Here is a 20948-nt window from a genome sequence, read left to right as displayed (position 1 = left end):
TCGAGAGAATGGCGAAGGCGAAGTTTGAGCGGACGAAGCCGCACTGCAACATCGGCACGATCGGCCACGTGGATCACGGGAAGACGTCGCTGACGGCGGCGATCACGAAGATCCTTGCGGAGTCTGGCGGGGCGACGTTCACGGCGTACGACCAGATCGACAAGGCGCCGGAGGAGAAGGCGCGCGGGATCACGATCTCGACGGCGCATGTGGAGTACGAGACGGCGAACCGTCACTACGCGCATGTGGACTGCCCGGGCCACGCCGACTACGTGAAGAACATGATCACGGGTGCGGCGCAGATGGACGGCGCGATCCTGGTGGTGTCGGCGGCGGACGGGCCGATGCCGCAGACGCGCGAGCACATCCTGTTGGCGCGGCAGGTGGGCGTTCCGGCGCTGGTGGTGTTCCTGAACAAGGTCGACATGGTCGACGATCCGGAGCTCTTGGAGCTGGTGGAGCTCGAGGTCCGGGAGCTGCTGTCGAGCTACGACTTCCCGGGGGACGACATTCCGATCGTGCCGGGCTCGGCGCTGGTGGCGCTGGAGGACGGCGACGCGAAGCTGGGTCGTGACGCGATCCTGGAGCTGATGTCGAAGGTCGACAGCTACATCCCGCAGCCGGAGCGTCCGAAGGACCGTCCGTTCCTGATGCCGATCGAGGACGTGTTCTCGATCTCGGGTCGCGGCACGGTGGTGACGGGTCGCGTGGAGCGCGGGATCGTGAAGGTGGGTGAGGAAATCGAGATCGTCGGTCTGAAGCCGACGGTGAAGACGACCTGCACCGGCGTGGAGATGTTCCGCAAGCTGCTGGACCAGGGCGAGGCGGGCGACAACATCGGGGCGCTCTTGCGCGGCACCAAGCGCGAGGAGGTCGAGCGCGGCCAGGTTCTGGCCAAGCCGGGCTCGATCACGCCGCACACCGAGTTCAAGGCCGAGGCGTACATCCTGACCAAGGAAGAGGGCGGCCGTCACACGCCGTTCTTCACCAACTACCGTCCGCAGTTCTACTTCCGGACGACGGATGTGACCGGTGTGGTGGAGCTGCCGGAGGGCACCGAGATGGTGATGCCGGGCGACAACATCTCGATGAAGGTCACTCTGATCGCGCCGATCGCGATGGATGAGGGCCTGCGCTTCGCCATCCGCGAGGGCGGCCGCACCGTCGGCGCCGGCGTCGTCGCCTCCATCATCAAGTAAATCGGGCGGCCGCGCCTGCGGCATCCGATCGCGACAATGCGGAAGGGCGGGGATCTCCCCGCCCTTCCGTCGTTTCGGGCAAAGCCTAAGATGGGCCCATGGTGATCCGTCTCGACCGCGATGCCCCGCTGCAGACCCAGATCTACGACCAGCTCAAGGCCTCGATCCTGAGCGGCGACGCGGTGCCGGGCGCCCGGCTGCCGTCCTCCCGCGCGCTGGCCGACCAGTTCGCGATCTCGCGCAACACCGTGCTGCTGGCCTATGAGCAGCTGCTGGCCGAAGGCTATCTCGAGAGCCGGCCGGGCGCCGGCACCTTCGTCGGCACGGCCCTGCCGGCCGGGGCCGGGCCCCGCCCCGCCGCTGCCGTGCCGCCGGCGGAGGCGCCGCGCGCGCCCCGTCTGTCGCGCTACAGCGAGCGGCTGCGCGGCCTCGACATCGACAGCCTGACCCGCCGCGGCGGCTTCCGCTACAGCTTCCACTACGGCACCGTCAGCGCCGCCGACTTCCCGGCCGACATCTGGCGCCGCCTGCTGCTGCGCGAGATCCGCCGCCGCGCCGGCAAGCCCTATCTGTACGAGAACCCGCAGGGGCTGCCGGAGCTGCGCGCCGCGCTGTCCGACTATCTGGCGCGGGCCCGGGCGGTGCGGGCGCTGCCGGAGCAGATCCTGATCGTCAACGGCTCGCAGCAGGCGGTCGACCTGGCCCTGCGCGTGCTGGTCGACCCCGGCGACACGGTGGTGGTCGAGGATCCCGGCTACAGCGGCGCCCGCCTGGCGGTGGAGGCGATCGGCGCCCGGCTGCTGCCGGTGCCGGTCGATGCCGACGGGCTGGACACCGCCCGGCTGCCGCCGCCCGGGGCCGGGGCCCGTCTGATTCATGTCACGCCGGGCCACCAGTTCCCGACCGGCGGGGTGATGCCGGCGGCGCGCCGCCTGGCCCTGCTGGACTGGGCCGAACGCGGCGGCACCTACGTGTTCGAGGACGATTACGACAGCGAGTACCGCTACGAGGGCCGCCCGGTCGAATCGCTGCAGGCGCTCGACCGCGCCGGGCTGGTGATCTACTCCGGCACCGTCTCCAAGGTGCTGTCGCCCGGCCTGCGCCTCGGCTACATGGTGCTGCCGCCGGAGCTGGTGGAGCCGTTCCTGCGGGCCAAGCAGCTGACCGACCGGCACACCGCCTCGCTCGACCAGGCGGTGTTCGCCCATCTCATCCGCGACGGCCATTTCGAGCGCCACATCCGCCGCACCCGCCGGCGCAACCAGCGCCGCCGCGATGCGCTGGTGGCGGCGCTGACATCGGCATTCGGCGCGGCGGTGGCGATCGAGGGGGCGAAGGCCGGCCTGCATCTCGTGGTCCGCTTCCGCGACATCCCGGCAGCCCTGGCCGGCAGCGTCGCCGAGGCGGCGGCGCTGCGCTCGGTCGGCATCGTCCCGGCCGAGACCGGCGCGGCGGGAACGGCGGGTGCCGGCTTCCTGATGGGCTACGCCGCGCTGGAGGAGGCGGACATCCGCCAGGGCGTCGCCCTGCTGCGCGAGGTGGTGCAGTCCTTCCGCCGCGGCGGCGCGGCCTGACTGGACCCATCGTTTCCGGAGAAATCCGAATCCACCACCCCGGAGACCGCATTCCCCCGACGGAGAACTGGATCCACCAAATTGCCGGTTCGGTGGATCTTATCCGACCAGTGCCGAGCGCCTAGCTTTTCCAACGAGTTCGATTGGAGAAGACCATGACCGCCAACGGCACCACCCATTCCCCCCAGGCCCTGCGCCTGAAGACCGGCCTGGCCGAGATGCTGAAGGGCGGCGTCATCATGGACGTCACCGATGCGCGCCAGGCCGAGGTCGCCGAGCGCGCCGGCGCCATCGCGGTGATGGCGCTGGAGCGGGTGCCGGCCCAGATCCGGGCCGAAGGCGGCGTCGCCCGCATGGCGTCGCCGGTCAAGATCCGCGAGATCATGGGCGCCGTGTCGATCCCGGTGATGGCCAAGTGCCGCATCGGCCATTTCGCCGAGGCCCAGGTGCTGCAGTCGCTTGGCGTCGACTTCATCGACGAATCCGAGGTGCTGACCCCGGCCGACGAGGCGCATCACGTCGACAAGCAGGCCTTCGCCACGCCCTTCGTCTGCGGCGCCCGCAACCTGGGCGAGGCGCTGCGCCGGATCGCCGAGGGTGCGGCCATGATCCGCACCAAGGGCGAGGCCGGCACCGGCGACGTGGTCCATGCCGTGCAGCATCTGCGCCAGATCAGCCGGGACATCCGCGGCCTGACCGTGCTGCGGCCGGAGGAGCTGTACAGCACGGCGAAGGAGCTGGGCGCGCCCTACGAGCTGGTGCGGCTGGTGGCCGAGTCCGGCCGGCTGCCGGTGCCGAACTTCTCGGCCGGCGGCATCGCCACCCCGGCCGACGCCGCCCTGGTGCGGCAGCTCGGGGCCGAGGCGGTGTTCGTCGGCTCTGGCATCTTCATGCAGGACTCGCAGACCTTCGCCGAGCCGGAGGAGGCGGAGCGCCGGGCCCGCGCCATCGTCCGCGCCACCACCCATTTCGAGGACGCGGCGATCCTGGCCGAGGCCAGCGCCGAGTGCCAGGGTGCCATGAAGGGTCTGGCGGTGGCGGCGCTCGACCCCGCCCAGATGCTGCAGACCCGCGGATGGTGACGGGTCGGACCGAGGCCGCCGCGCCGCGCATCGGCGTGCTGGCGCTGCAGGGCGATTTCGAGGCCCATGCCCGGGCGCTGCGCGAGACGGGGGCGGAGGCCGTCCCGGTGCGCCTGCCGGTCCATCTCGCCGGCCTCGCCGGGCTGGTGATCCCGGGCGGGGAGTCGAGCACGCTGCTGAAGCTGGCGGCGCGCGACGGGATGTTCGAGGCGCTGAAGGGCTTCGCCCGGACGATGCCGGTCTTCGGCACCTGCGCCGGCTGCATCCTCCTGGCCCGCCGGGTGCTGCGGCCGGAGCAGGAGAGCCTCGGCGTCCTCGACGTCACGGTCGAGCGCAACGCCTATGGACGCCAGATCGACTCGGCGATCCTGGAGACTCCGACGGCGCTGCCCGGCGGTCCGCTCGAGGCGGTCTACATCCGGGCGCCGCGCATCGTCGCGATCGGCCCCGGCGTCGAGGTGCTGGCGGAGCGGGGCGGCGACCCGGTGTTGGTGCGCCAGGGCCGGCTGCTGGCCGCCACCTTCCACCCGGAGCTGTCCGCCGACCGGCGGGTGCACAGGCTGTTTCTGGATATCGTGGAGGCGGCCGGAAACGGGGCGGAGCGGGCGGCCTGAGAGAAATCCGACGGCGCCTCCGAACAGGGTGTTGATTCTGCCCGGCGCTTCCGCTACAAGGCCGTTCGCTCCGCGGTCAGGGCGGCGAGCGTGCCTCGTCGTGTTCCTGAAGGCAGGGCGGTCCCCGGAGGAGTGTAGCTCAATTGGTAGAGCGTCGGTCTCCAAAACCGAAGGCTGGGGGTTCGAGACCCTCCACTCCTGCCACGCCCGCCCCTCTTGGCGATCAGACTGACCGGCGATTTGATTGGTAGACATGGCCAAGACCAGCCCCGTCCAGTTCTTCAGGCAGGTCCGGCAGGAGACCGCGAAGGTCACCTGGCCGACACGGAAGGAGACCGCGATCACCACCGGCATGGTGTTCGTGTTCGTCACCCTCATGTCGATCTTCTTCCTGCTGGTGGACTGGGCCGCCGGCTGGGCGGTGACGTCCATCATCGGCATGGGGGGCTGACCCATGGCGATGCGTTGGTACGTGCTGCACGTCTATTCGAATTTCGAGAAGAAGGTCGCGGAGTCGATCCGCGAGCAGGCCGAGCAGAAGGGCCTGTCCGACCATTTCGAGCAGATCGTCGTGCCGACCGAGGAGGTCGTCGAGATCCGCCGCGGCCAGAAGGTCAACACCGAGCGCAAGTTCTTTCCGGGCTACGTGCTGCTCAAGATGGAGCTGTCCGACCGGGCCTGGCATCTGGTCAAGAACACGCCGAAGGTCACCGGCTTCCTCGGGTCCGGCAACAAGCCGATCCCGATCAGCGAGACCGAGGCGATGCGGATCATGCAGCAGGTCCAGGAAGGGGTGGAGCGGCCGAAGCCCTCCATCACCTTCGAGATCGGCGAGACGGTGCGCGTGGCCGACGGTCCCTTCACCAGCTTCAACGGCGTGGTGGAGGAGGTGGACGAGGAGCGTTCGCGGCTCAAGGTCGCGGTCTCGATCTTCGGCCGTGCGACTCCGGTGGAGCTAGAGTACACGCAGGTCGAGAAGGTTTCGTGACGATCCGCTGATCGTCGTCGGATGCCCCGCGCCCCAGGGTGCGGGGGAGCGGCGCGGGAGACCCTCCCGGGAAGTCCTCCGGGGGTCGTGACCGCGCTTCCCAATCCCTCCGGTTCCGCCGGAGGGATCAGTTGTTGAGGGATATGAGATGGCAAAGAAGGTCGTAGGACAGATCAAGCTGCAGGTGCCCGCGGGCGCCGCCAACCCGTCGCCGCCGATCGGTCCGGCGCTGGGTCAGCGCGGTCTGAACATCATGGAGTTCTGCAAGGCGTTCAACGCCCAGACGCAGAACCTGGAGAAGGGGATGCCGATCCCGGTCGTGATCACGGCCTATGCGGACCGGACCTTCACCTTCGTCACCAAGACGCCGCCGAACACCTACTTCATCAAGAAGGCCGCGGGGCTCGACAAGGGCAGCCAGACGCCCGGCAAGGGCGCCACGGTCGGCAAGATCACGATGACGCAGATCCGCGAGATCGCCGAGATCAAGATGAAGGATCTCAATGCGAACGACGTCGAGGCGGCTGCCCAGATGATCAAGGGTTCCGCCCGGTCGATGGGCATCGAGGTGGTGGAGTAATCGGGATGGCCAAGATTTCCAAGCGCCTGCGCGCCGCGACCAAGGGGCTGAACCCCGAGGCGTCCTATGACCTGACCCAGGCGGTCAAGCTGCTGAAGGCATCGGCCACGGCGAAGTTCGACGAGACCGTCGAGATCGCGATGAATCTCGGCGTCGACCCGCGCCACGCCGACCAGATGGTCCGCGGCGTCGTGCAGCTGCCGAACGGCACCGGCAAGACCGTCCGCGTCCTGGTGTTCGCCCGCGGCGAGAAGGCCGAGCAGGCCCTGGCCGCCGGGGCCGACGTCGTCGGCGCCGACGAGCTGGCCAAGGAGATCCAGGACGGCCGCAGCGATTTCGACCGCTGCATCGCCACCCCGGACATGATGGGCGTGGTCGGCCGTCTCGGTAAGGTGCTGGGCCCCCGCGGCCTGATGCCGAACCCGAAGCTGGGCACCGTCACCCCCGACGTCGCCGGCGCCATCAAGGCGGCCAAGGGCGGCGCGGTGGAGTTCCGGGCCGAGAAGGCGGGCATCGTCCATGCCGGCGTCGGCAAGGCCAGCTTCACGGAAGAGGCGCTGGTCGGCAACATCCGCGCCTTCGTCGAGGCGATCCAGCGCGCCAAGCCCAGCGGGGCGAAGGGCACCTATCTCAAGAAGGTGACCGTCACCTCGACCATGGGCCCGGGCTACAAGCTGGACCTGGCGAAGCTGCACGAGGGCGCCGGCGCCTAAGGAATACGCTGCCCGAAAGGGTAGCGGGGCCCCGCCAGGGGCCGTTTCAAGGATACGTCGCCCGGCAACGGGCGACGCTAGGGTGGGGCCTCGGCCCTGCCCGAACCTGTCCGAGACTGCAGGGGCGTCGCGAGGCGCTTAAAACCCACCTGCATAGACGGGAGTCGAACCCAATCAACGGCGGCGGCCGGGCCTCGGCCCGGGCGCCGTGCGGGGCTTGGACTTCTGGGACAGGAGAGCGGATCGGCACCGGGCTCCCCCTCTTCACCGAGGGATGCCCAAGGACCGGTCCAATGTGGACTGGGGCTCCATCTCCGGCTTCGGCCGGGCGGGGGCCCCGACAACGGAGGCGATCCGTGAACCGTACACAAAAGACCGAGAAGATCGCCGCGCTGCAGGAGTCGTTCCGGACGGCGAACATGGTCGTCGTCACCCGCCAAGGCGGGATGACGGTGGCCGAATCGACCGATCTCCGGCGGCAAATGCTCGCGGCGGGGGCCTCGTTCCGCGTGACCAAGAACCGGCTCGCCCGCATCGCCCTTCAGGGCACCCAGTTCGAGCATCTGGCCGACCTGTTCACCGGCCCGACCGCCATCGCGTTCTCCCAGGACGCGGTCGCGGCGGCGAAGGTGGCGGTCGATTACGCCAAGAAGAACGAGAAGCTGCAGATCATCGGCGGCGGTCTCGGTCCTCAGCTGCTCGATCAGAAGGGTGTCGAGGCTCTTGCTTCGCTGCCGTCGCTCGACGAGCTGCGGGCAAGGCTGGTGGGCATGATCCAGACCCCGGCGACGCGTATCGCCGGTGTTCTGCAGGCTCCGGCCGGGCAGCTCGCCCGCGTCTTCGGGGCCTATGCCAAGAAGGACGAGGCGGCATAGAGCCGCACCTGTTGAAACCGTACCCAGAAGACCCAAGTCTTAGGAGAACGAAATGGCTGATCTTGCAAAGCTGGTCGACGATCTGTCGAGCCTGACGGTCCTCGAGGCCGCCGAGCTCTCGAAGCTGCTCGAGGAGAAGTGGGGCGTGTCCGCCGCCGCTCCGGTCGCGGTTGCCGCGGCTCCGGGCGCGGCTGCCGCCGCTGCCGCTCCGGCCGAGGAGCAGACCGAGTTCACCGTCGTCCTGGCGGACGCCGGCGAGAAGAAGATCAACGTGATCAAGGAGGTCCGTGCGATCACCGGCCTCGGCCTCAAGGAGGCCAAGGACCTCGTCGAAGGCGCGCCGAAGCCCGTCAAGGAAGGCGTGTCGAAGGACGAGGCCGCCAAGATCAAGAAGCAGCTCGAAGAAGCCGGCGCCAAGGTCGACGTCAAGTAAGACCCGCGTGGCACTTCAGGCTGTTTTGTCACTGTAGTCCGGGCGCGGCCGATCCCCAGGGGTCGGCCGCGAACGGGCGTTTGTGTTCCGTACCTGTTCGGCATTTGTTGGAAACGAGGGGCTCACATGGCTCAGACCTTCACCGGCCGTAAGCGCGTCCGCAAGAGTTTCGGGCGGATCCCCGAGGTCGCCCAAATGCCCAACCTGATCGAGGTGCAGCGCAGCTCCTACGATCAGTTCCTGCAGATGAACGTCAAGCCGGCGGCCCGGGCCGTGGTCGGCCTGCAGGAGGTGTTCCGGTCGGTCTTTCCGATCAAGGACTTCTCTGAACGCGCCGAGCTCGATTTTGTTTCCTACGAGCTGGAAGAGCCGAAATACGACGTCGAGGAGTGCCAGCAGCGGGGCATGACCTTCGCCGCGCCGCTCAAGGTGACGCTGCGCCTGACCGTGTTCGATGTCGAGGAGGATACGGGCCTGCGCTCGATCCGCGACATCAAGGAGCAGGACGTCTACATGGGCGACATGCCGCTCATGACGGCGAACGGCACCTTCATCATCAACGGCACCGAGCGCGTCATCGTCTCCCAGATGCACCGCAGCCCGGGCGTGTTCTTCGACCACGACAAGGGCAAGACCCATTCTTCGGGCAAGTACCTGTTCGCCGCCCGCGTGATCCCCTATCGCGGCTCCTGGCTCGACTTCGAGTTCGACGCCAAGGACCATCTCTATGTCCGCATCGACCGCCGCCGCAAGCTGCCGACCACGACGCTGCTGATGGCGCTGGATTCGGCCGAGACCGCCGCGCTGCGCGAGGCTCGGGCGAAGGAAGGCCGCGGCCTGCAGCCCTATGAGGCGCAGGGCATGAGCCGGGAGGAGATCCTCGGCTTCTTCTACGGCAGCGTCGCCTATACGCGCGCCAAGGACGGCTGGAAGACCGCCTTTGACGCGGAGCGGCTGAAGGGCGTCAAGCTGACGGCCGACCTGGTCGACGCCGCCTCGGGCGAGGTGGTGGCCCAGACCGACACCAAGATGACGCCGCGCGTCATCAAGAAGCTGGCCGAGCAGGGCGTCACCGAGATTCTGGTCCCGGCCGAGGACCTGGCCGGCCGCTACCTGGCCGGCGACGTGATCGACGAGAAGACCGGCGAGGTCTTCTTCGAGGCCGGTGACGAGGTCACCCAGGCCGTCCTCGACCTGTTCGAGGAGAAGGGCTTCGACACCCTGACCGTGCTCGCCATCGACCACGTCAATGTCGGACCCTATGTCCGCAGCACCCTGGCGATCGACCGCAACGCCAGCCGCGAGGACGCGCTGATCGACATCTACCGCGTCATGCGCCCCGGCGAGCCGCCGACGCTGGAGAGCGCCGAGGCGCTGTTCAACGGCCTGTTCTTCGACCAGGAGCGCTACGACCTCTCGGCCGTCGGCCGGGTGAAGATGAACGCGCGCCTGGGCTTCGAGACCGACGACCAACTCCGCGTCCTGCGCAAGCTCGACATCCTCGAGATCCTTAAGATCCTGGTCGAGCTGAAGGACGGCCGCGGCGAGATCGACGACATCGACAACCTCGGCAACCGCCGCGTCCGTTCGGTCGGCGAGCTGATGGAGAACCAGTACCGCGTCGGCCTGCTGCGCATGGAGCGCGCGATCCGCGAGCGCATGTCGTCGGTCGATATCGACACGATCATGCCGCACGACCTGATCAACGCGAAGCCGGCGGCGGCGGCGGTGCGGGAGTTCTTCGGCTCCTCGCAGCTCAGCCAGTTCATGGACCAGACCAACCCGCTGTCCGAGATCACGCACAAGCGGCGCCTCTCGGCCCTCGGGCCGGGCGGCCTGACCCGTGAGCGCGCCGGCTTCGAGGTGCGCGACGTGCATCCGACCCATTACGGCCGGATCTGCCCGATCGAGACGCCGGAAGGCCCGAACATCGGCCTGATCAACTCGCTCGCAACCTACGCCCGGGTGAACAAGTACGGCTTCATCGAGAGCCCGTACCGCAAGATGGCGGACGGCCGCGTCACCGACGAGGTGATCTACCTCTCGGCGATGGAGGAGAGCCGCTACACCATCGCCCAGGCGAATGCCGAGCTGGACGAGGAAGGCCGTTTCGTCGGCGACCTCGTCTCCTGCCGGCAGGGCGGCGACTACATCATGTCGAAGCCGGAATCGATCGACCTGGTCGACGTCTCGCCGAAGCAGATCGTCTCGGTGGCCGCGGCGCTGATCCCGTTCCTCGAGAACGACGATGCCAACCGCGCGCTGATGGGCTCGAACATGCAGCGCCAGGCGGTGCCGCTGGTGCGCGCCGACGCGCCCCTGGTCGGCACCGGCATGGAGGGCACGGTGGCCCGGGATTCCGGCGTCACCATCGTCGCCCGCCGTGCCGGCATCGTCGATACGGTCGACGCCACCCGCATCGTCGTGCGGGTGACCGACACCGAGGGCGCCGCCTCGACCGTCGACATCTACAACCTGCTGAAGTTCCAGCGCTCGAACCAGAGCACCTGCATCACCCAGCGGCCGCTGGTGAAGGTCGGCGACCGGGTGCGCAAGGGCGACATCGTGGCCGACGGCCCGTCGACCGAGCTCGGCGAGCTCGCGCTCGGCCGCAACGTGCTCGTCGCCTTCATGCCCTGGAACGGCTACAACTTCGAGGACTCGATCCTCATCTCCGAGCGCATCGTCAAGGACGACGTCTTCACCTCGATCCACATCGAGGAATTCGAGGTGATGGCGCGCGACACCAAGCTCGGCCAGGAGGAGATCACCCGTGACATCCCGAATGTCGGCGAGGAGGCGCTGCGCCACCTCGACGAGGCGGGCATCGTCTATATCGGCGCCGAGGTGAAGCCGGGCGACATCCTGGTCGGCAAGGTCACGCCGAAGGGCGAGAGCCCGATGACGCCGGAGGAGAAGCTGCTCCGCGCCATCTTCGGCGAGAAGGCGTCCGACGTCCGCGACACCTCGCTGCGCCTGCCGCCGGGCGTCACCGGCACGATCGTCGAGGTGCGGGTGTTCTCGCGCCGCGGCGTCGACAAGGACGAGCGTGCGCTGGCGATCGAGCGGGCCGAGATCGAGCGGCTGGCCAAGGACCGCGACAGCGAGCGCGCGATCCTGGAGCGCAGCTTCTTCGCCCGCCTCAAGGAGTTGCTGCTGGGCCAGACCTCGGTCTCCGGGCCGAAGGGCTTCGCCACCGGCGGCGAGATCGGCGAGGCGCAGCTGAAGGACTTCAGCCGCGGCCAGTGGCGCCAGATCACCATCGCCGACGAGGCGCGCATGGCCGATATCGAGGCCATGGGCCGTCACTTCGACGACCAGGTGAAGGCGTTGGAGGCGCGGTTCGACAACAAGGTCGAGAAGCTGCAGCGCGGCGACGAGCTGCCGCCCGGCGTGATGAAGATGGTCAAGATCTTCGTCGCGGTGAAGCGCAAGCTGCAGCCCGGCGACAAGATGGCCGGCCGGCACGGCAACAAGGGCGTGGTGTCCAAGATCATGCCGATCGAAGACATGCCGTATCTCGAGGACGGCACCCATGTCGACCTGGTGCTGAACCCGCTCGGCGTGCCCAGCCGCATGAATGTCGGCCAGATCCTGGAGACCCATCTCGGCTGGGCGGCCGCCGGCATCGGCCGCCAGATCGGCGAGGTCGTCGACCAGTACCAGGCCCAGGCCCGGCGCGGCGAGGACACCGGCAAGACGGTGAAGGCGCTGCAGGGCAAGCTGCAGGACGTGTACGGCGCCGCCCAGTACGACGAGGACATCGAGAGCATGTCCGCGGACGAGCTGGTCGAGATGGCCGGCAACCTGCGCAAGGGCGTCCCGATGGCGACGCCGGTGTTCGACGGCGCCCGCGAGGACGACATCGTCCACATGCTGGAGAAGGCCGGCCTGGCCTCCTCGGGCCAGGTCACGCTGCAGGACGGCCGCACCGGCGAGCAGTTCGCCCGCAAGGTGACCGTCGGCTACATCTACATGCTGAAGCTGCACCACCTGGTGGACGACAAGATCCACGCCCGGTCGATCGGCCCGTACAGCCTGGTCACCCAGCAGCCGCTGGGCGGCAAGGCCCAGTTCGGTGGCCAGCGCTTCGGCGAGATGGAGGTGTGGGCGCTCGAGGCCTACGGCGCCGCGTACACGCTGCAGGAGATGCTGACGGTGAAGTCGGACGACGTGTCCGGCCGCACCAAGGTCTACGAGGCGATCGTCCGCGGCGACGACAACTTCGAGGCCGGCATCCCCGAATCCTTCAACGTGCTGATGAAGGAGCTGCGGTCGCTGGGCCTCAATGTCGAGCTCGAGCAGCGCACCTACTGATCCGTCTCCGGCGGCCGGTCCGACAGGATCGGCCGCCGCTGAACCCTATTTGTCCGTCCCTACCCCCGGGGGAGCAGGTACATGAACGAGTTGATGAATCTCGTCGGCCAGGTCTCGACGCCGCAGAGCTTCGACCAGATCAAGATCCAGATCGCCAGCCCGGAGCGCATCCGCTCCTGGTCCTATGGCGAGATCAAGAAGCCGGAGACGATCAACTACCGGACCTTCAAGCCGGAGCGCGACGGCCTGTTCTGCGCCCGGATCTTCGGTCCGATCAAGGACTACGAGTGCTTGTGCGGCAAGTACAAGCGCATGAAGTACCGCGGCATCATCTGCGAGAAGTGCGGCGTCGAGGTCACGCTGTCGAAGGTCCGGCGCGAGCGCATGGGCCATATCGAGCTGGCCTCGCCGGTGGCGCACATCTGGTTCCTGAAGTCGCTGCCGTCGCGCATCGGCCTGATGGTCGACATGACGCTGAAGGATCTCGAGAAGGTCCTGTACTTCGAGAGCTTCGTGGTGGTCGAGCCCGGCCTGACCGCGCTGAAGAAGAACCAGCTCCTCACCGAGGACGAGTATCTTCGCGCCCAGGACGAGTACGGCGAGGACGCCTTCACCGCCAAGATCGGCGCCGAGGCCCTCAAGGGCATGCTTTCGGGCATGGACCTGGAGGAGCAGCGGGTGCAGGTCCGTGAGGAGCTGCGCGAGACCGGCTCCGAGGCCAAGCGCAAGAAGCTGGTCAAGCGGCTGAAGCTGATCGACGCCTTCCTCGAATCCGGCTCGCATCCGGAGTGGATGGTGCTCGACGTCGTTCCGGTGATCCCGCCGGAGCTGCGTCCGCTCGTCCCCCTGGACGGCGGCCGCTTCGCGACCTCGGATCTCAATGATCTGTATCGCCGCGTCATCAACCGCAACAACCGCCTGAAGCGGCTGATCGAGCTGCGCGCGCCCGACATCATCGTGCGCAACGAGAAGCGCATGCTGCAGGAGGCGGTCGACGCGCTGTTCGACAACGGCCGTCGCGGCCGCGTCATCACCGGCGCCAACAAGCGCCCGCTGAAGTCGATCAGCGACATGCTGAAGGGCAAGCAGGGCCGGTTCCGCCAGAACCTGCTCGGCAAGCGCGTCGACTATTCGGGCCGTTCGGTCATCGTCGTCGGGCCGGAGCTGAAACTCCACCAGTGCGGCCTGCCGAAGAAGATGGCGCTCGAGCTGTTCAAGCCGTTCATCTACCACAAGCTCGAACTGTACGGCATGGCGTCCACCATCAAGGCCGCGAAGCGGATGGTGGAGAAGGAGCGGCCGGAGGTCTGGGACATCCTCGAGGAGGTGATCCGCGAGCACCCGGTCCTCCTGAACCGCGCCCCGACGCTGCACCGCCTGGGCATCCAGGCGTTCGAGCCGACCCTGATCGAGGGCAAGGCGATCCAGCTGCACCCGCTGGTCTGCACCGCCTTCAACGCCGATTTCGACGGCGACCAGATGGCCGTGCACGTGCCGCTCGCGCTCGAGGCCCAGCTCGAGGCCCGCGTGCTGATGATGTCGACCAACAACATCCTCAGCCCGGCCAACGGCAAGCCGATCATCGTGCCGTCGCAGGACATCGTCCTCGGCATCTACTACCTGTCGATGGAGCGCAACGACAAGCTCGGCCCGGCGCTGTCGATCGACGGGATCGAGGCGTTGACGTCCGCGATCACCAATGACGACATCATCCTGCAGAACCCGGCCAAGCCGGCGGACGTGGTCGACGCCACCGACGTCAAGGCGGTGTTCGAGAAGCTGAAGTCGGGCAAGCTGACCGCCCACCAGATCCCCCGTTTCGCCTCGATCGGCGAGATGGAGCAGGCAATGGCGGCCGGCGTGATCGGCATGCACAGCCGGATCAAGACCCGGTTCAAGACGGTCGACGAGAACGGCCAGGAGATCATCCAGCGCGTCACCACCACGCCGGGCCGGATGCTCTTGTCCGAGATCCTGCCGCGGCACCCGGCGGTGCCGTTCTCGCAGGTTAACCGGCTCTTGACGAAGAAGGACGTCACCAACGTCATCGATATCGTCTACCGCCACTGCGGCCAGAAGGAGACGGTGATCTTCTGCGACCGGCTGATGGGCCTGGGCTTCGCCCATGCCTGCCGCGCCGGCATCTCCTTCGGCAAGGACGACATGGTCATCCCGAAGGCGAAGGAAGGGCTGATCGCCAAGGCGTCCGAGCTGGTGAAGGAGTACGAGAACCAGTATCTCGACGGCCTGATCACCCGCGGCGAGAAGTACAACAAGGTGGTCGACGTGTGGTCGAACACCACCGACGAGGTGGCGCGCGAGATGATGGCCGAGATCCAGGCCACGCTCACCGACCCCAGCCGGCAGGTGAACTCGGTCTACATGATGGCCCATTCCGGCGCCCGCGGTTCGGCGGCGCAGATCCGGCAGCTCGCCGGCATGCGCGGCCTGATGGCGAAGCCGGACGGCTCGATCATCGAGACGCCGATCATCTCGAACTTCAAGGAAGGCCTGACCGTTCTCGAGTACTTCAACTCGACGCACGGCGCCCGCAAGGGGCTGGCCGACACCGCCTTGAAGACCGCGAACTCCGGCTACCTCACCCGCCGCCTGGTCGACGTCGCCCAGGATTGCGTGGTGATCGAGGAGGATTGCGGCACCAGGAACGGCATCACCACCGGCGCCGTGATCGACGGCGGCGAGGTGATCGTGCCGCTGGGCGAGCGCATCCTCGGCCGCTGCGCCGGCGAGGACGTGCTGCACCCGCTGACCGGCGACGTGGTGGTCAAGCAGGGCGAGCTGATCGACGAGGCGCTGGTCGAGGCGGTCGAGGTCGCCGGCATCGACCGGGTGCTGATCCGGTCGGCCCTGACCTGCGAGACCAAGGGCGGCATCTGCGGCAAGTGCTACGGCCGCGACCTGGCCCGCGGCACCACGGTGAACATCGGCGAGGCGGTCGGCGTCATCGCGGCGCAGTCGATCGGCGAGCCGGGCACCCAGCTGACGATGCGGACGTTCCACATCGGCGGCGCGGCCCAGCGTGGTGCCGAGGCGTCGGCGATCGAGGCGGCGTTCGACGCCAAGGTCCAGATCAAGAACCGGAACGTGGTGAAGAACGGCCAGGGCGTCCTGGTGGTGATGAGCCGCAACTGCGAGCTGCAGCTGGTCGACGGGCAGGGCCGCGAAAAGGCGCGCCACCGCCTGCCCTACGGCGCCAAGCTGCTGGTCGATGACGGCGAGACGATCGAGCGCGGCCGCAAGATGGCCGAGTGGGATCCGTACACCATGCCGATCATCACCGAGAAGGCGGGCACGGCGACCTACATGGACCTGGTCGAAGGCGTCTCGATGCGCGAGGTCGTCGACGAGCAGACCGGCATCTCGGCCAAGGTGGTGGTCGACTGGCGGCAGCAGCCGCGCGGCGACCAGCTGAAGCCCCGCATCGTCCTGCGCGACGAGAAGGGCGAGGTGATCCGCCTGCCGAACGGCCTGGAGGCGCGCTACTTCCTCTCGGTCGACGCCATCCTGCAGGTCGAGAACGGCGCGCAGGTCCAGGCCGGCGACGTGCTGGCCCGCATCCCGCGCGAAGGCTCGAAGACGCGTGACATCACCGGCGGTCTGCCGCGCGTCGCCGAGCTGTTCGAGGCCCGCAAGCCGAAGGACTACGCCATCATCTCGGACCTCGATGGCCGGGTCGAGTTCGGCAAGGACTACAAGACCAAGCGGCGCATCGTCGTGCGGAACGAGGAGTCGGGCGACGAGCGCGAATACCTCATTCCGAAGGGCAAGCACATCTCGGTGCAGGAAGGCGACTACGTCCTCAAGGGCGACCAGCTGCTGGACGGCAACCCGGTGCCGCACGACATCCTGTCGGTCCTCGGCGTCGAGGCGCTGGCGGACTACCTGGTCAATGAGATCCAGGACGTCTACCGGCTGCAGGGCGTGAAGATCAACGACAAGCACATCGAGGTGATCGTCCGCCAGATGCTGCAGAAGGTCGAGATCACGGAGGTGGGCGACACCACCCTCCTGATCGGCGACCAGATCGACCGCGAGGACTTCGAGGAGGAGAACGAGAAGACGATCCGCGAGAACCTGCGGCCGGCCAAGGGCGTCTCGGTGCTCCAGGGCATCACCAAGGCCTCGCTGCAGACCAAGTCGTTCATCTCGGCGGCCTCGTTCCAGGAGACCACCCGCGTCCTCACCGAGGCGGCGGTCTCCGGCAAGGTCGACGACCTGGCCGGCCTCAAGGAGAACGTCATCGTCGGCCGCCTGATCCCGGCGGGCACCGGCTCGGTGGTCAACCGCCTGCGAGCGATCGCCGGCGAGCGCGACCGGGTCGCCCGGCTGCAGCACGAGGAGCAGGACGGCGAGCCGGCCCTGCCCTCGGGCGAAGCTGCCGCCTGATCCGGCCTTGGCTCCAAAGAAAAGCCCTCTCCGGTCCGCCGGAGGGGGTTTTTCTTTGTCCGAAGCCTGAGCATCTCGCGTAGGTTGGGTTCGCTTCGGCGAACCCAACATCGCGCAGCCCGGACCAGTGTTGGGTTCGCGTCGCGAACCCAACCTACGAACTGACTCCATTCGGTCGACGGAGATCGCAATGCGTGTCCTGTTCAGCTTCGCCGGTGGCAATGGGCATTTCCTGCCGCTGGTGCCGATTGCGCGGGCCGTGCGGGCGGCCGGCCATGCCGTCGCCTTCGCCGGCCAGCCGGCGATGGCGGAAGCGGTCGAGGCCGCCGGCTTCGCCGCCTTCGCCACCGGCGGGGAGACGCTGCGCTCGGCCCCCGTCCGGACGGCGCTGCTCGCCTTCGACGCCGCGCGCGAGGACCGGGCGGTGCGCGACGGCTTCGCCGGCCGGACGGCGCGCGACCGGGCGGCCGCCTTGGTCGATCTCTGCGGCCGCTGGCGGCCGGGCCTCCTGGTCTGCGACGAGATGGATTTCGGTGCCATGGTCGCGGCCGAGCGCCTGGGCCTGCCGCACGCCTCGGTGCTGGTGATCGCGGCCGGCGCGCTGGTCCGGCCCGACCTGGTGGCGGAGCCGCTGAACGCCCTGCGCACGGCCCACGGGCTCGCACCCGATCCCGATCTGGCGATGCTCCGCCGGCATCTGGTGCTGTCGCCGGTGCCGCCATCGTTCCGCGACCCGGCCCATCCGCTGCCGGCCACGGCGCGGCTGATCCGTCCTGCGGCGGACGAGGCCGTCGCGGACGGGCCGCCCTGGCTCGCCGCCCTGCCGGCGGACCGGCCGGTCGTCTACGCCACGCTCGGCACCGTGTTCCATCTCGAATCCGGGGATCTGCTGGATCGGGTGATCGCGGGGCTGCGCGACCTGCCGGCCGGCCTGGTCGTCACCACCGGGCGCGAGATCGACCCGGCGGCGCTCGGGCCGCAGCCGCCCCATGTCCGGATCGAGCGGTACGTGCCGCAGTCGCTGCTGCTGCCCCGCTGCGGGCTGATGGTCTCGCAGGCCGGATCGGGCAGCGTGATCGGGGCGCTGGCGCATGGCGTGCCGATGGTCCTGCTGCCGATCGGGGCGGACCAGCCGGCGAATGCCGAACGCTGCGCCGCGCTCGGCATCGCCCGGGTGCTCGACCCGGTCGGCTGCACGCCGGAGGCGGTGCGCGAGGCCGCAGAGGCGGTGCTGGCCGATCCCGCCTATCGTCGGGCGGCAGAGCGGATGGCACGGGAGGTCGCCGCGATGCCGGAGGTCGCCACGGCGGTGCCGCTGCTGGAGCGTCTCGCTGCTTCAGTCCGGCCGGATCAGCCCGGCAGGGTCGCGCCGTCGCGGGCGTAGACGAGGGAGATGCGGCAGGACGATGGCTCGTACTGCACCACGACATTGCCGCCGCCGGCCATCTTGAGCCAGGCCTGACGCTGCAGGTTTCGCCGCGTCCCCCCGTTGCGCCGGCCGCCCGTGGCCGCCGGCGCCAGGTCGTAATCGGTGATCCGGTCGGCCGTGACCCCCGCCGCGGTCAACGCCCCCGCGATCCGGTCGCTGCAGGCATTGTTGTCCGAGAGTTGCCGGAGCTTCGACGCCAGCGCGGGGTCGGGCGGGGCCTCGGGCGGCGCCGCGGCGATGCAGCCGGTCAGGACGAAGCCGGCGACGACAAGGGTTCGGATCGGATGCATGGCCGTCTCCCGTCGATCGGGGGGCCGACCCGCGGGCCGGGCCCCTGATGCGATATGGGATGCCGGCCGTCCTGCTCAATGCCCCCGGGATCAGCCGATGGCGGGCAGCACCGCCCCGTCGCGCGCGTTGATGTCCGTGACCCAGCACTGGGTCGCGTCGTAGCCCAGCACCAGGCTGCCGCCGCCGGACAGCTTGAACCAGGCCTGGCGCAGCAGCGGCAGGCCGGGATGGTCATGCGCCACCGTCGGCAGCACGAAGCCGACGATCCGGTCGGGCGGAATGCGATAGGCGGTCAGCACCCCGGCGAAGGCGTCGCTGCAGGGATCGTCGTCCGACAGCGTTCTCACCTTGGCCGCGACCGCCGGATCCGGCGGGGCGGCCGGCGGCAGGCTGGCGGCGCAGCCGGGCAGGAGCAGGAGGCAGGCGAAAAGGGCGCGGATCGCGGTCATGGCCGGCTCTCCCGGGGGCAGCGCGGCCGGCGGAGGATCGGGCCGGCGCCCCCGCGATATGGGGCGCCGGCCGCTCCGCTCAATGCTTCTTGCCGAAGGAGAACAGCTTCTTCAGGAAGCTGGACTGGCCGTGGCGCTTGCGCTTGCGGGCGATCGCCTCCTCGTTGACGCACCAGGCGATCTGCAGCACCCGGCGCTCGCCCTTGAACGGCAGGTGGCCGTGCCAGGAATGGTCCGAGCGCTGGAACGCCAGGAAGTTGCCGAAGGTCGGTGCCACTTCCCGGGCGCCCGGGCTGTTGATGTCCTGGGCCGGCAGGATGCGCAGGCAGCCCTCGGTCGAGGCCCATTCCTGGTTCAGATAGACCAGCGCGGTGACGATCTTGTCCGGCCCGTCGGTGTGCGGCCGCCCCGCCGCCGGCTCCGACCATTTCCGCACCGTCACCAGGGTCGGCTTCGATGCCAGGTCGAGGCCGAACTTGGCGCCCAGCATGGTGGCGAATTCCTTGCTGGTGACGTCCGACACCAGCTCCTGGAACGCGGCGCCGGCCGGGTACTCGTCCGGCGGCACGAAGCCGGTGATCGGGATGTCGGGGAAATCCTTCTCCAGCTCGGCGCGCCGCGCCTCGGGCAGCACGTCCCCGGAAATCACATGCGGGAACGGCGTCCGGTCCACCGCCGCCTGTTCGAGCACATCGTAGCGAAGCATCACACCGTTCTCCTGAAGCGCGGCCCGCGGCCCGAAGCGAGGCCGGCCGCGCGATCTCGCGGCGGAGAATAGGCCCCGGGCCGGCTGCGATCAACTCGCAGCGCGGTCGCAGCCCGGCAGAACCCTGGCGTCGGGGACGCCGGGCCGCCATAAAGGCGCCCGGAGGTATCCATGGGTCCCATCGTCATCGTCCTGCCGCGCAAGATGAAGTTCGGCGCCGTCGGCGCCAGCCCGGTCGATCTCTACGCGCGCGATACCGTCACCTTCAGCCGCTACGCGCAGGACATCGTCGTGGTCGGGCAGGATGCGGGCGAGCCCTTTCCCGGCATCCGCTTCCACCCGATCCCGCTCGAGGAGGGCGAGCCGCACCGCCGCTGGATGAAGCGGGCGCTGCCGCAGATCGCGGCCCTGAACCCGTCGCTGATCGAGGTCCACGCCCACCGGGTGACGGCCTCCGCCCTGGCCCGGGCGCTGCCGCGGGTGCCGCTCTTGTACTTCCGGCACAACTTCATCCGCTTCCACAAGGGCCTGCTGTGGCGGCTGCACTACCGCGCCGCGGTGTCCCGCTTCGCCGGCTTCGTCTTCGTGTCCGAGGCGCTGCGCCGGCACTTCCGGGAGCACGCGCCCTGGTACAAGGGCACGCTCGACGTGGTCTACAACGGCCTCGACATGGACGCGCCGGCGCCCCCGCCCGAGGCCAAGGAGAACATCATCGTCCAGGTCGGGCGGGTGATCCCGGACAAGGGGCCGCTGGAATTCGCCCGGGCGATGAAGCCGGTGCTGGCGGCGCATCCGGACTGGCGGGCGGTGATGATCGGCCGCGGCCGCGACCCGGTTTTCGTCGAGCGGGTCAAGGCGACCCTGGCCGAGGCCGGCGACCGGGCGCAGTTCCTGCCCTTCATGCCGCATGACGAGGTGATGGGCTGGGTCCGCCGCGCCGCCATCGCCTCGGTGCCCTCGGTCTATGAGGAGCCGTTCGGCCGGACCGCGCTGGAGGCGCTGACCTGGGGCGCGGCGCTGATCTGCTCCGGCACCGGCGGCCTGCGCGAGATCACCGCCGACACCGCGGTGACCCTGCCGAAGGTGACGGCGGAGGCCATCCAGGCGGCGGCCGAGACCCTGATCGGCGACCCGGCGCTGCGCCGCCGGCTGCAGGTCGAGGGGCCGGCCCGGGCCCGGGCCCGGTTCGACGCCCGTGCCATCGTCGCCGGGCTCGACGAGATCCGCGCCCGCCACCTCGCCGCCGCGCGGCGCTGAGGCCATATCTTCACCCGACGTCACATTCTTGAAG

Annotated in this window: 17 protein-coding genes and 1 tRNA gene; 15 read left to right on the top strand and 3 right to left on the bottom strand. The window is 68.9% G+C overall.

The features are described from left to right. Positions 1–8: 8 nt before the first annotated feature. The 14 genes from tuf to ACFW16_RS12395 all read left to right on the top strand — a co-directional run bounded on the left by tuf (position 9) and on the right by ACFW16_RS12395 (position 18166). Positions 9–1199 (top strand): elongation factor Tu, encoded by a 1191-nt coding sequence (tuf, locus tag ACFW16_RS12460; protein ID WP_380305245.1) that lies wholly within the window; start codon positions 9–11, stop codon positions 1197–1199. A gap of 98 nt (positions 1200–1297) precedes the next feature. Then, positions 1298–2773 carry a PLP-dependent aminotransferase family protein gene (locus tag ACFW16_RS12455; RefSeq protein WP_380305282.1) on the top strand — a complete coding sequence of 492 codons (1476 nt, stop codon included), beginning with the start codon at positions 1298–1300 and terminating at the stop codon, positions 2771–2773. A gap of 155 nt (positions 2774–2928) precedes the next feature. Beyond that, positions 2929–3855: a pyridoxal 5'-phosphate synthase lyase subunit PdxS gene (pdxS, locus tag ACFW16_RS12450; protein ID WP_380305280.1), complete on the top strand. Its 927-nt coding sequence runs from the start codon at positions 2929–2931 to the stop codon at positions 3853–3855. Continuing rightward, positions 3849–4469: a pyridoxal 5'-phosphate synthase glutaminase subunit PdxT gene (gene pdxT, locus ACFW16_RS12445; RefSeq protein WP_380305278.1), complete on the top strand. Its 621-nt coding sequence runs from the start codon at positions 3849–3851 to the stop codon at positions 4467–4469. The genes pdxS and pdxT overlap by 7 nt, the downstream gene beginning before the upstream one ends. A 128-nt stretch (positions 4470–4597) precedes the next feature. Continuing rightward, positions 4598–4673: transfer RNA gene (locus tag ACFW16_RS12440), tRNA-Trp, on the top strand. 49 nt (positions 4674–4722) lie between these two features. Beyond that, the gene (secE, locus tag ACFW16_RS12435) at positions 4723–4920 is read left to right on the top strand and encodes a preprotein translocase subunit SecE (protein ID WP_380305276.1); all 198 of its coding nucleotides are present in this window, start codon (positions 4723–4725) and stop codon (positions 4918–4920) included. A gap of 3 nt (positions 4921–4923) precedes the next feature. Beyond that, entirely contained in the window at positions 4924–5457 is a 534-nt protein-coding gene (gene nusG, locus ACFW16_RS12430) for a transcription termination/antitermination protein NusG (protein ID WP_380305274.1), read from the top strand. Positions 5458–5605: 148 nt separating this feature from the next. Then, positions 5606–6037 carry a 50S ribosomal protein L11 gene (rplK, locus tag ACFW16_RS12425; protein ID WP_380305272.1) on the top strand — a complete coding sequence of 144 codons (432 nt, stop codon included), beginning with the start codon at positions 5606–5608 and terminating at the stop codon, positions 6035–6037. Between the two features lie 5 nt (positions 6038–6042). Then, entirely contained in the window at positions 6043–6750 is a 708-nt protein-coding gene (gene rplA / locus ACFW16_RS12420; RefSeq protein WP_380305270.1) for a 50S ribosomal protein L1, read from the top strand. Between the two features lie 356 nt (positions 6751–7106). After that, positions 7107–7625, top strand: a complete 519-nt coding sequence (gene rplJ / locus ACFW16_RS12415) for a 50S ribosomal protein L10 (RefSeq protein ID WP_380305268.1) — start codon at positions 7107–7109, stop codon at positions 7623–7625. Between the two features lie 52 nt (positions 7626–7677). Then, entirely contained in the window at positions 7678–8058 is a 381-nt protein-coding gene (rplL, locus tag ACFW16_RS12410) for a 50S ribosomal protein L7/L12 (RefSeq protein WP_380305266.1), read from the top strand. A 126-nt stretch (positions 8059–8184) separates the two neighbouring features. Continuing rightward, complete coding sequence (gene rpoB / locus ACFW16_RS12405) at positions 8185–12375, top strand: DNA-directed RNA polymerase subunit beta (RefSeq protein ID WP_380305264.1); 4191 nt, start codon at positions 8185–8187, stop codon at positions 12373–12375. A gap of 81 nt (positions 12376–12456) precedes the next feature. Next, positions 12457–16782 carry a DNA-directed RNA polymerase subunit beta' gene (rpoC, locus tag ACFW16_RS12400; protein ID WP_380305262.1) on the top strand — a complete coding sequence of 1442 codons (4326 nt, stop codon included), beginning with the start codon at positions 12457–12459 and terminating at the stop codon, positions 16780–16782. A 190-nt stretch (positions 16783–16972) separates the two neighbouring features. Next, positions 16973–18166, top strand: a complete 1194-nt coding sequence (locus ACFW16_RS12395; protein ID WP_380305260.1) for a glycosyltransferase — start codon at positions 16973–16975, stop codon at positions 18164–18166. Here the strand turns inward: ACFW16_RS12395 and ACFW16_RS12390 are convergent. From ACFW16_RS12390 to ACFW16_RS12380, 3 genes are all read right to left on the bottom strand, one after another. Then, a complete protein-coding gene (locus ACFW16_RS12390; protein ID WP_380305258.1) occupies positions 18133–18501 on the bottom strand; it encodes a hypothetical protein in 369 nt (122 codons plus the stop codon). The two genes, ACFW16_RS12395 and ACFW16_RS12390, sit on opposite strands and share 34 nt — an antisense overlap. A 90-nt stretch (positions 18502–18591) precedes the next feature. Further along, on the bottom strand, positions 18592–18951 hold the full coding sequence (locus ACFW16_RS12385) for a hypothetical protein (protein ID WP_380305256.1): 360 nt from the start codon (positions 18949–18951) through the stop codon (positions 18592–18594). Between the two features lie 79 nt (positions 18952–19030). Beyond that, positions 19031–19657, bottom strand: coding sequence for a 2OG-Fe(II) oxygenase (locus ACFW16_RS12380; RefSeq protein ID WP_380305254.1), 627 nt, complete (start codon positions 19655–19657; stop codon positions 19031–19033). 171 nt (positions 19658–19828) lie between these two features. Between ACFW16_RS12380 and ACFW16_RS12375 the strand changes: the two genes are divergently transcribed. Beyond that, positions 19829–20914, top strand: a complete 1086-nt coding sequence (locus ACFW16_RS12375) for a glycosyltransferase family 4 protein (RefSeq protein ID WP_380305252.1) — start codon at positions 19829–19831, stop codon at positions 20912–20914. Positions 20915–20948 lie beyond the last annotated feature (34 nt).

The sequence above is a fragment of the Inquilinus sp. NPDC058860 genome, assembly GCF_042743185.1.
In the GTDB taxonomy this organism is placed as follows: Bacteria; Pseudomonadota; Alphaproteobacteria; order DSM-16000; family Inquilinaceae; genus Inquilinus.
The sequence above is the reverse complement of the archived record's forward strand: the minus strand, read 5'-3'. Positions and strand labels throughout refer to the sequence as shown.

What these genes read in the sequence shown, in the direction of transcription:
- tuf (WP_380305245.1), top strand. Translation starts at nt 9, where the DNA reads ATGGCGAAGGCGAAGTTTGAGCGGACGAAGCCGCACTGCAACATCGGC.
- ACFW16_RS12455 (WP_380305282.1), top strand. Translation starts at nt 1,298, where the DNA reads ATGGTGATCCGTCTCGACCGCGATGCCCCGCTGCAGACCCAGATCTAC.
- pdxS (WP_380305280.1), top strand. Translation starts at nt 2,929, where the DNA reads ATGACCGCCAACGGCACCACCCATTCCCCCCAGGCCCTGCGCCTGAAG.
- pdxT (WP_380305278.1), top strand. Translation starts at nt 3,849, where the DNA reads ATGGTGACGGGTCGGACCGAGGCCGCCGCGCCGCGCATCGGCGTGCTG.
- secE (WP_380305276.1), top strand. Translation starts at nt 4,723, where the DNA reads ATGGCCAAGACCAGCCCCGTCCAGTTCTTCAGGCAGGTCCGGCAGGAG.
- nusG (WP_380305274.1), top strand. Translation starts at nt 4,924, where the DNA reads ATGGCGATGCGTTGGTACGTGCTGCACGTCTATTCGAATTTCGAGAAG.
- rplK (WP_380305272.1), top strand. Translation starts at nt 5,606, where the DNA reads ATGGCAAAGAAGGTCGTAGGACAGATCAAGCTGCAGGTGCCCGCGGGC.
- rplA (WP_380305270.1), top strand. Translation starts at nt 6,043, where the DNA reads ATGGCCAAGATTTCCAAGCGCCTGCGCGCCGCGACCAAGGGGCTGAAC.
- rplL (WP_380305266.1), top strand. Translation starts at nt 7,678, where the DNA reads ATGGCTGATCTTGCAAAGCTGGTCGACGATCTGTCGAGCCTGACGGTC.
- rpoB (WP_380305264.1), top strand. Translation starts at nt 8,185, where the DNA reads ATGGCTCAGACCTTCACCGGCCGTAAGCGCGTCCGCAAGAGTTTCGGG.
- rpoC (WP_380305262.1), top strand. Translation starts at nt 12,457, where the DNA reads ATGAACGAGTTGATGAATCTCGTCGGCCAGGTCTCGACGCCGCAGAGC.
- ACFW16_RS12395 (WP_380305260.1), top strand. Translation starts at nt 16,973, where the DNA reads ATGCGTGTCCTGTTCAGCTTCGCCGGTGGCAATGGGCATTTCCTGCCG.
- ACFW16_RS12390 (WP_380305258.1), bottom strand. Translation starts at nt 18,501, where the DNA reads ATGCATCCGATCCGAACCCTTGTCGTCGCCGGCTTCGTCCTGACCGGC.
- ACFW16_RS12385 (WP_380305256.1), bottom strand. Translation starts at nt 18,951, where the DNA reads ATGACCGCGATCCGCGCCCTTTTCGCCTGCCTCCTGCTCCTGCCCGGC.
- ACFW16_RS12380 (WP_380305254.1), bottom strand. Translation starts at nt 19,657, where the DNA reads ATGCTTCGCTACGATGTGCTCGAACAGGCGGCGGTGGACCGGACGCCG.
- ACFW16_RS12375 (WP_380305252.1), top strand. Translation starts at nt 19,829, where the DNA reads ATGGGTCCCATCGTCATCGTCCTGCCGCGCAAGATGAAGTTCGGCGCC.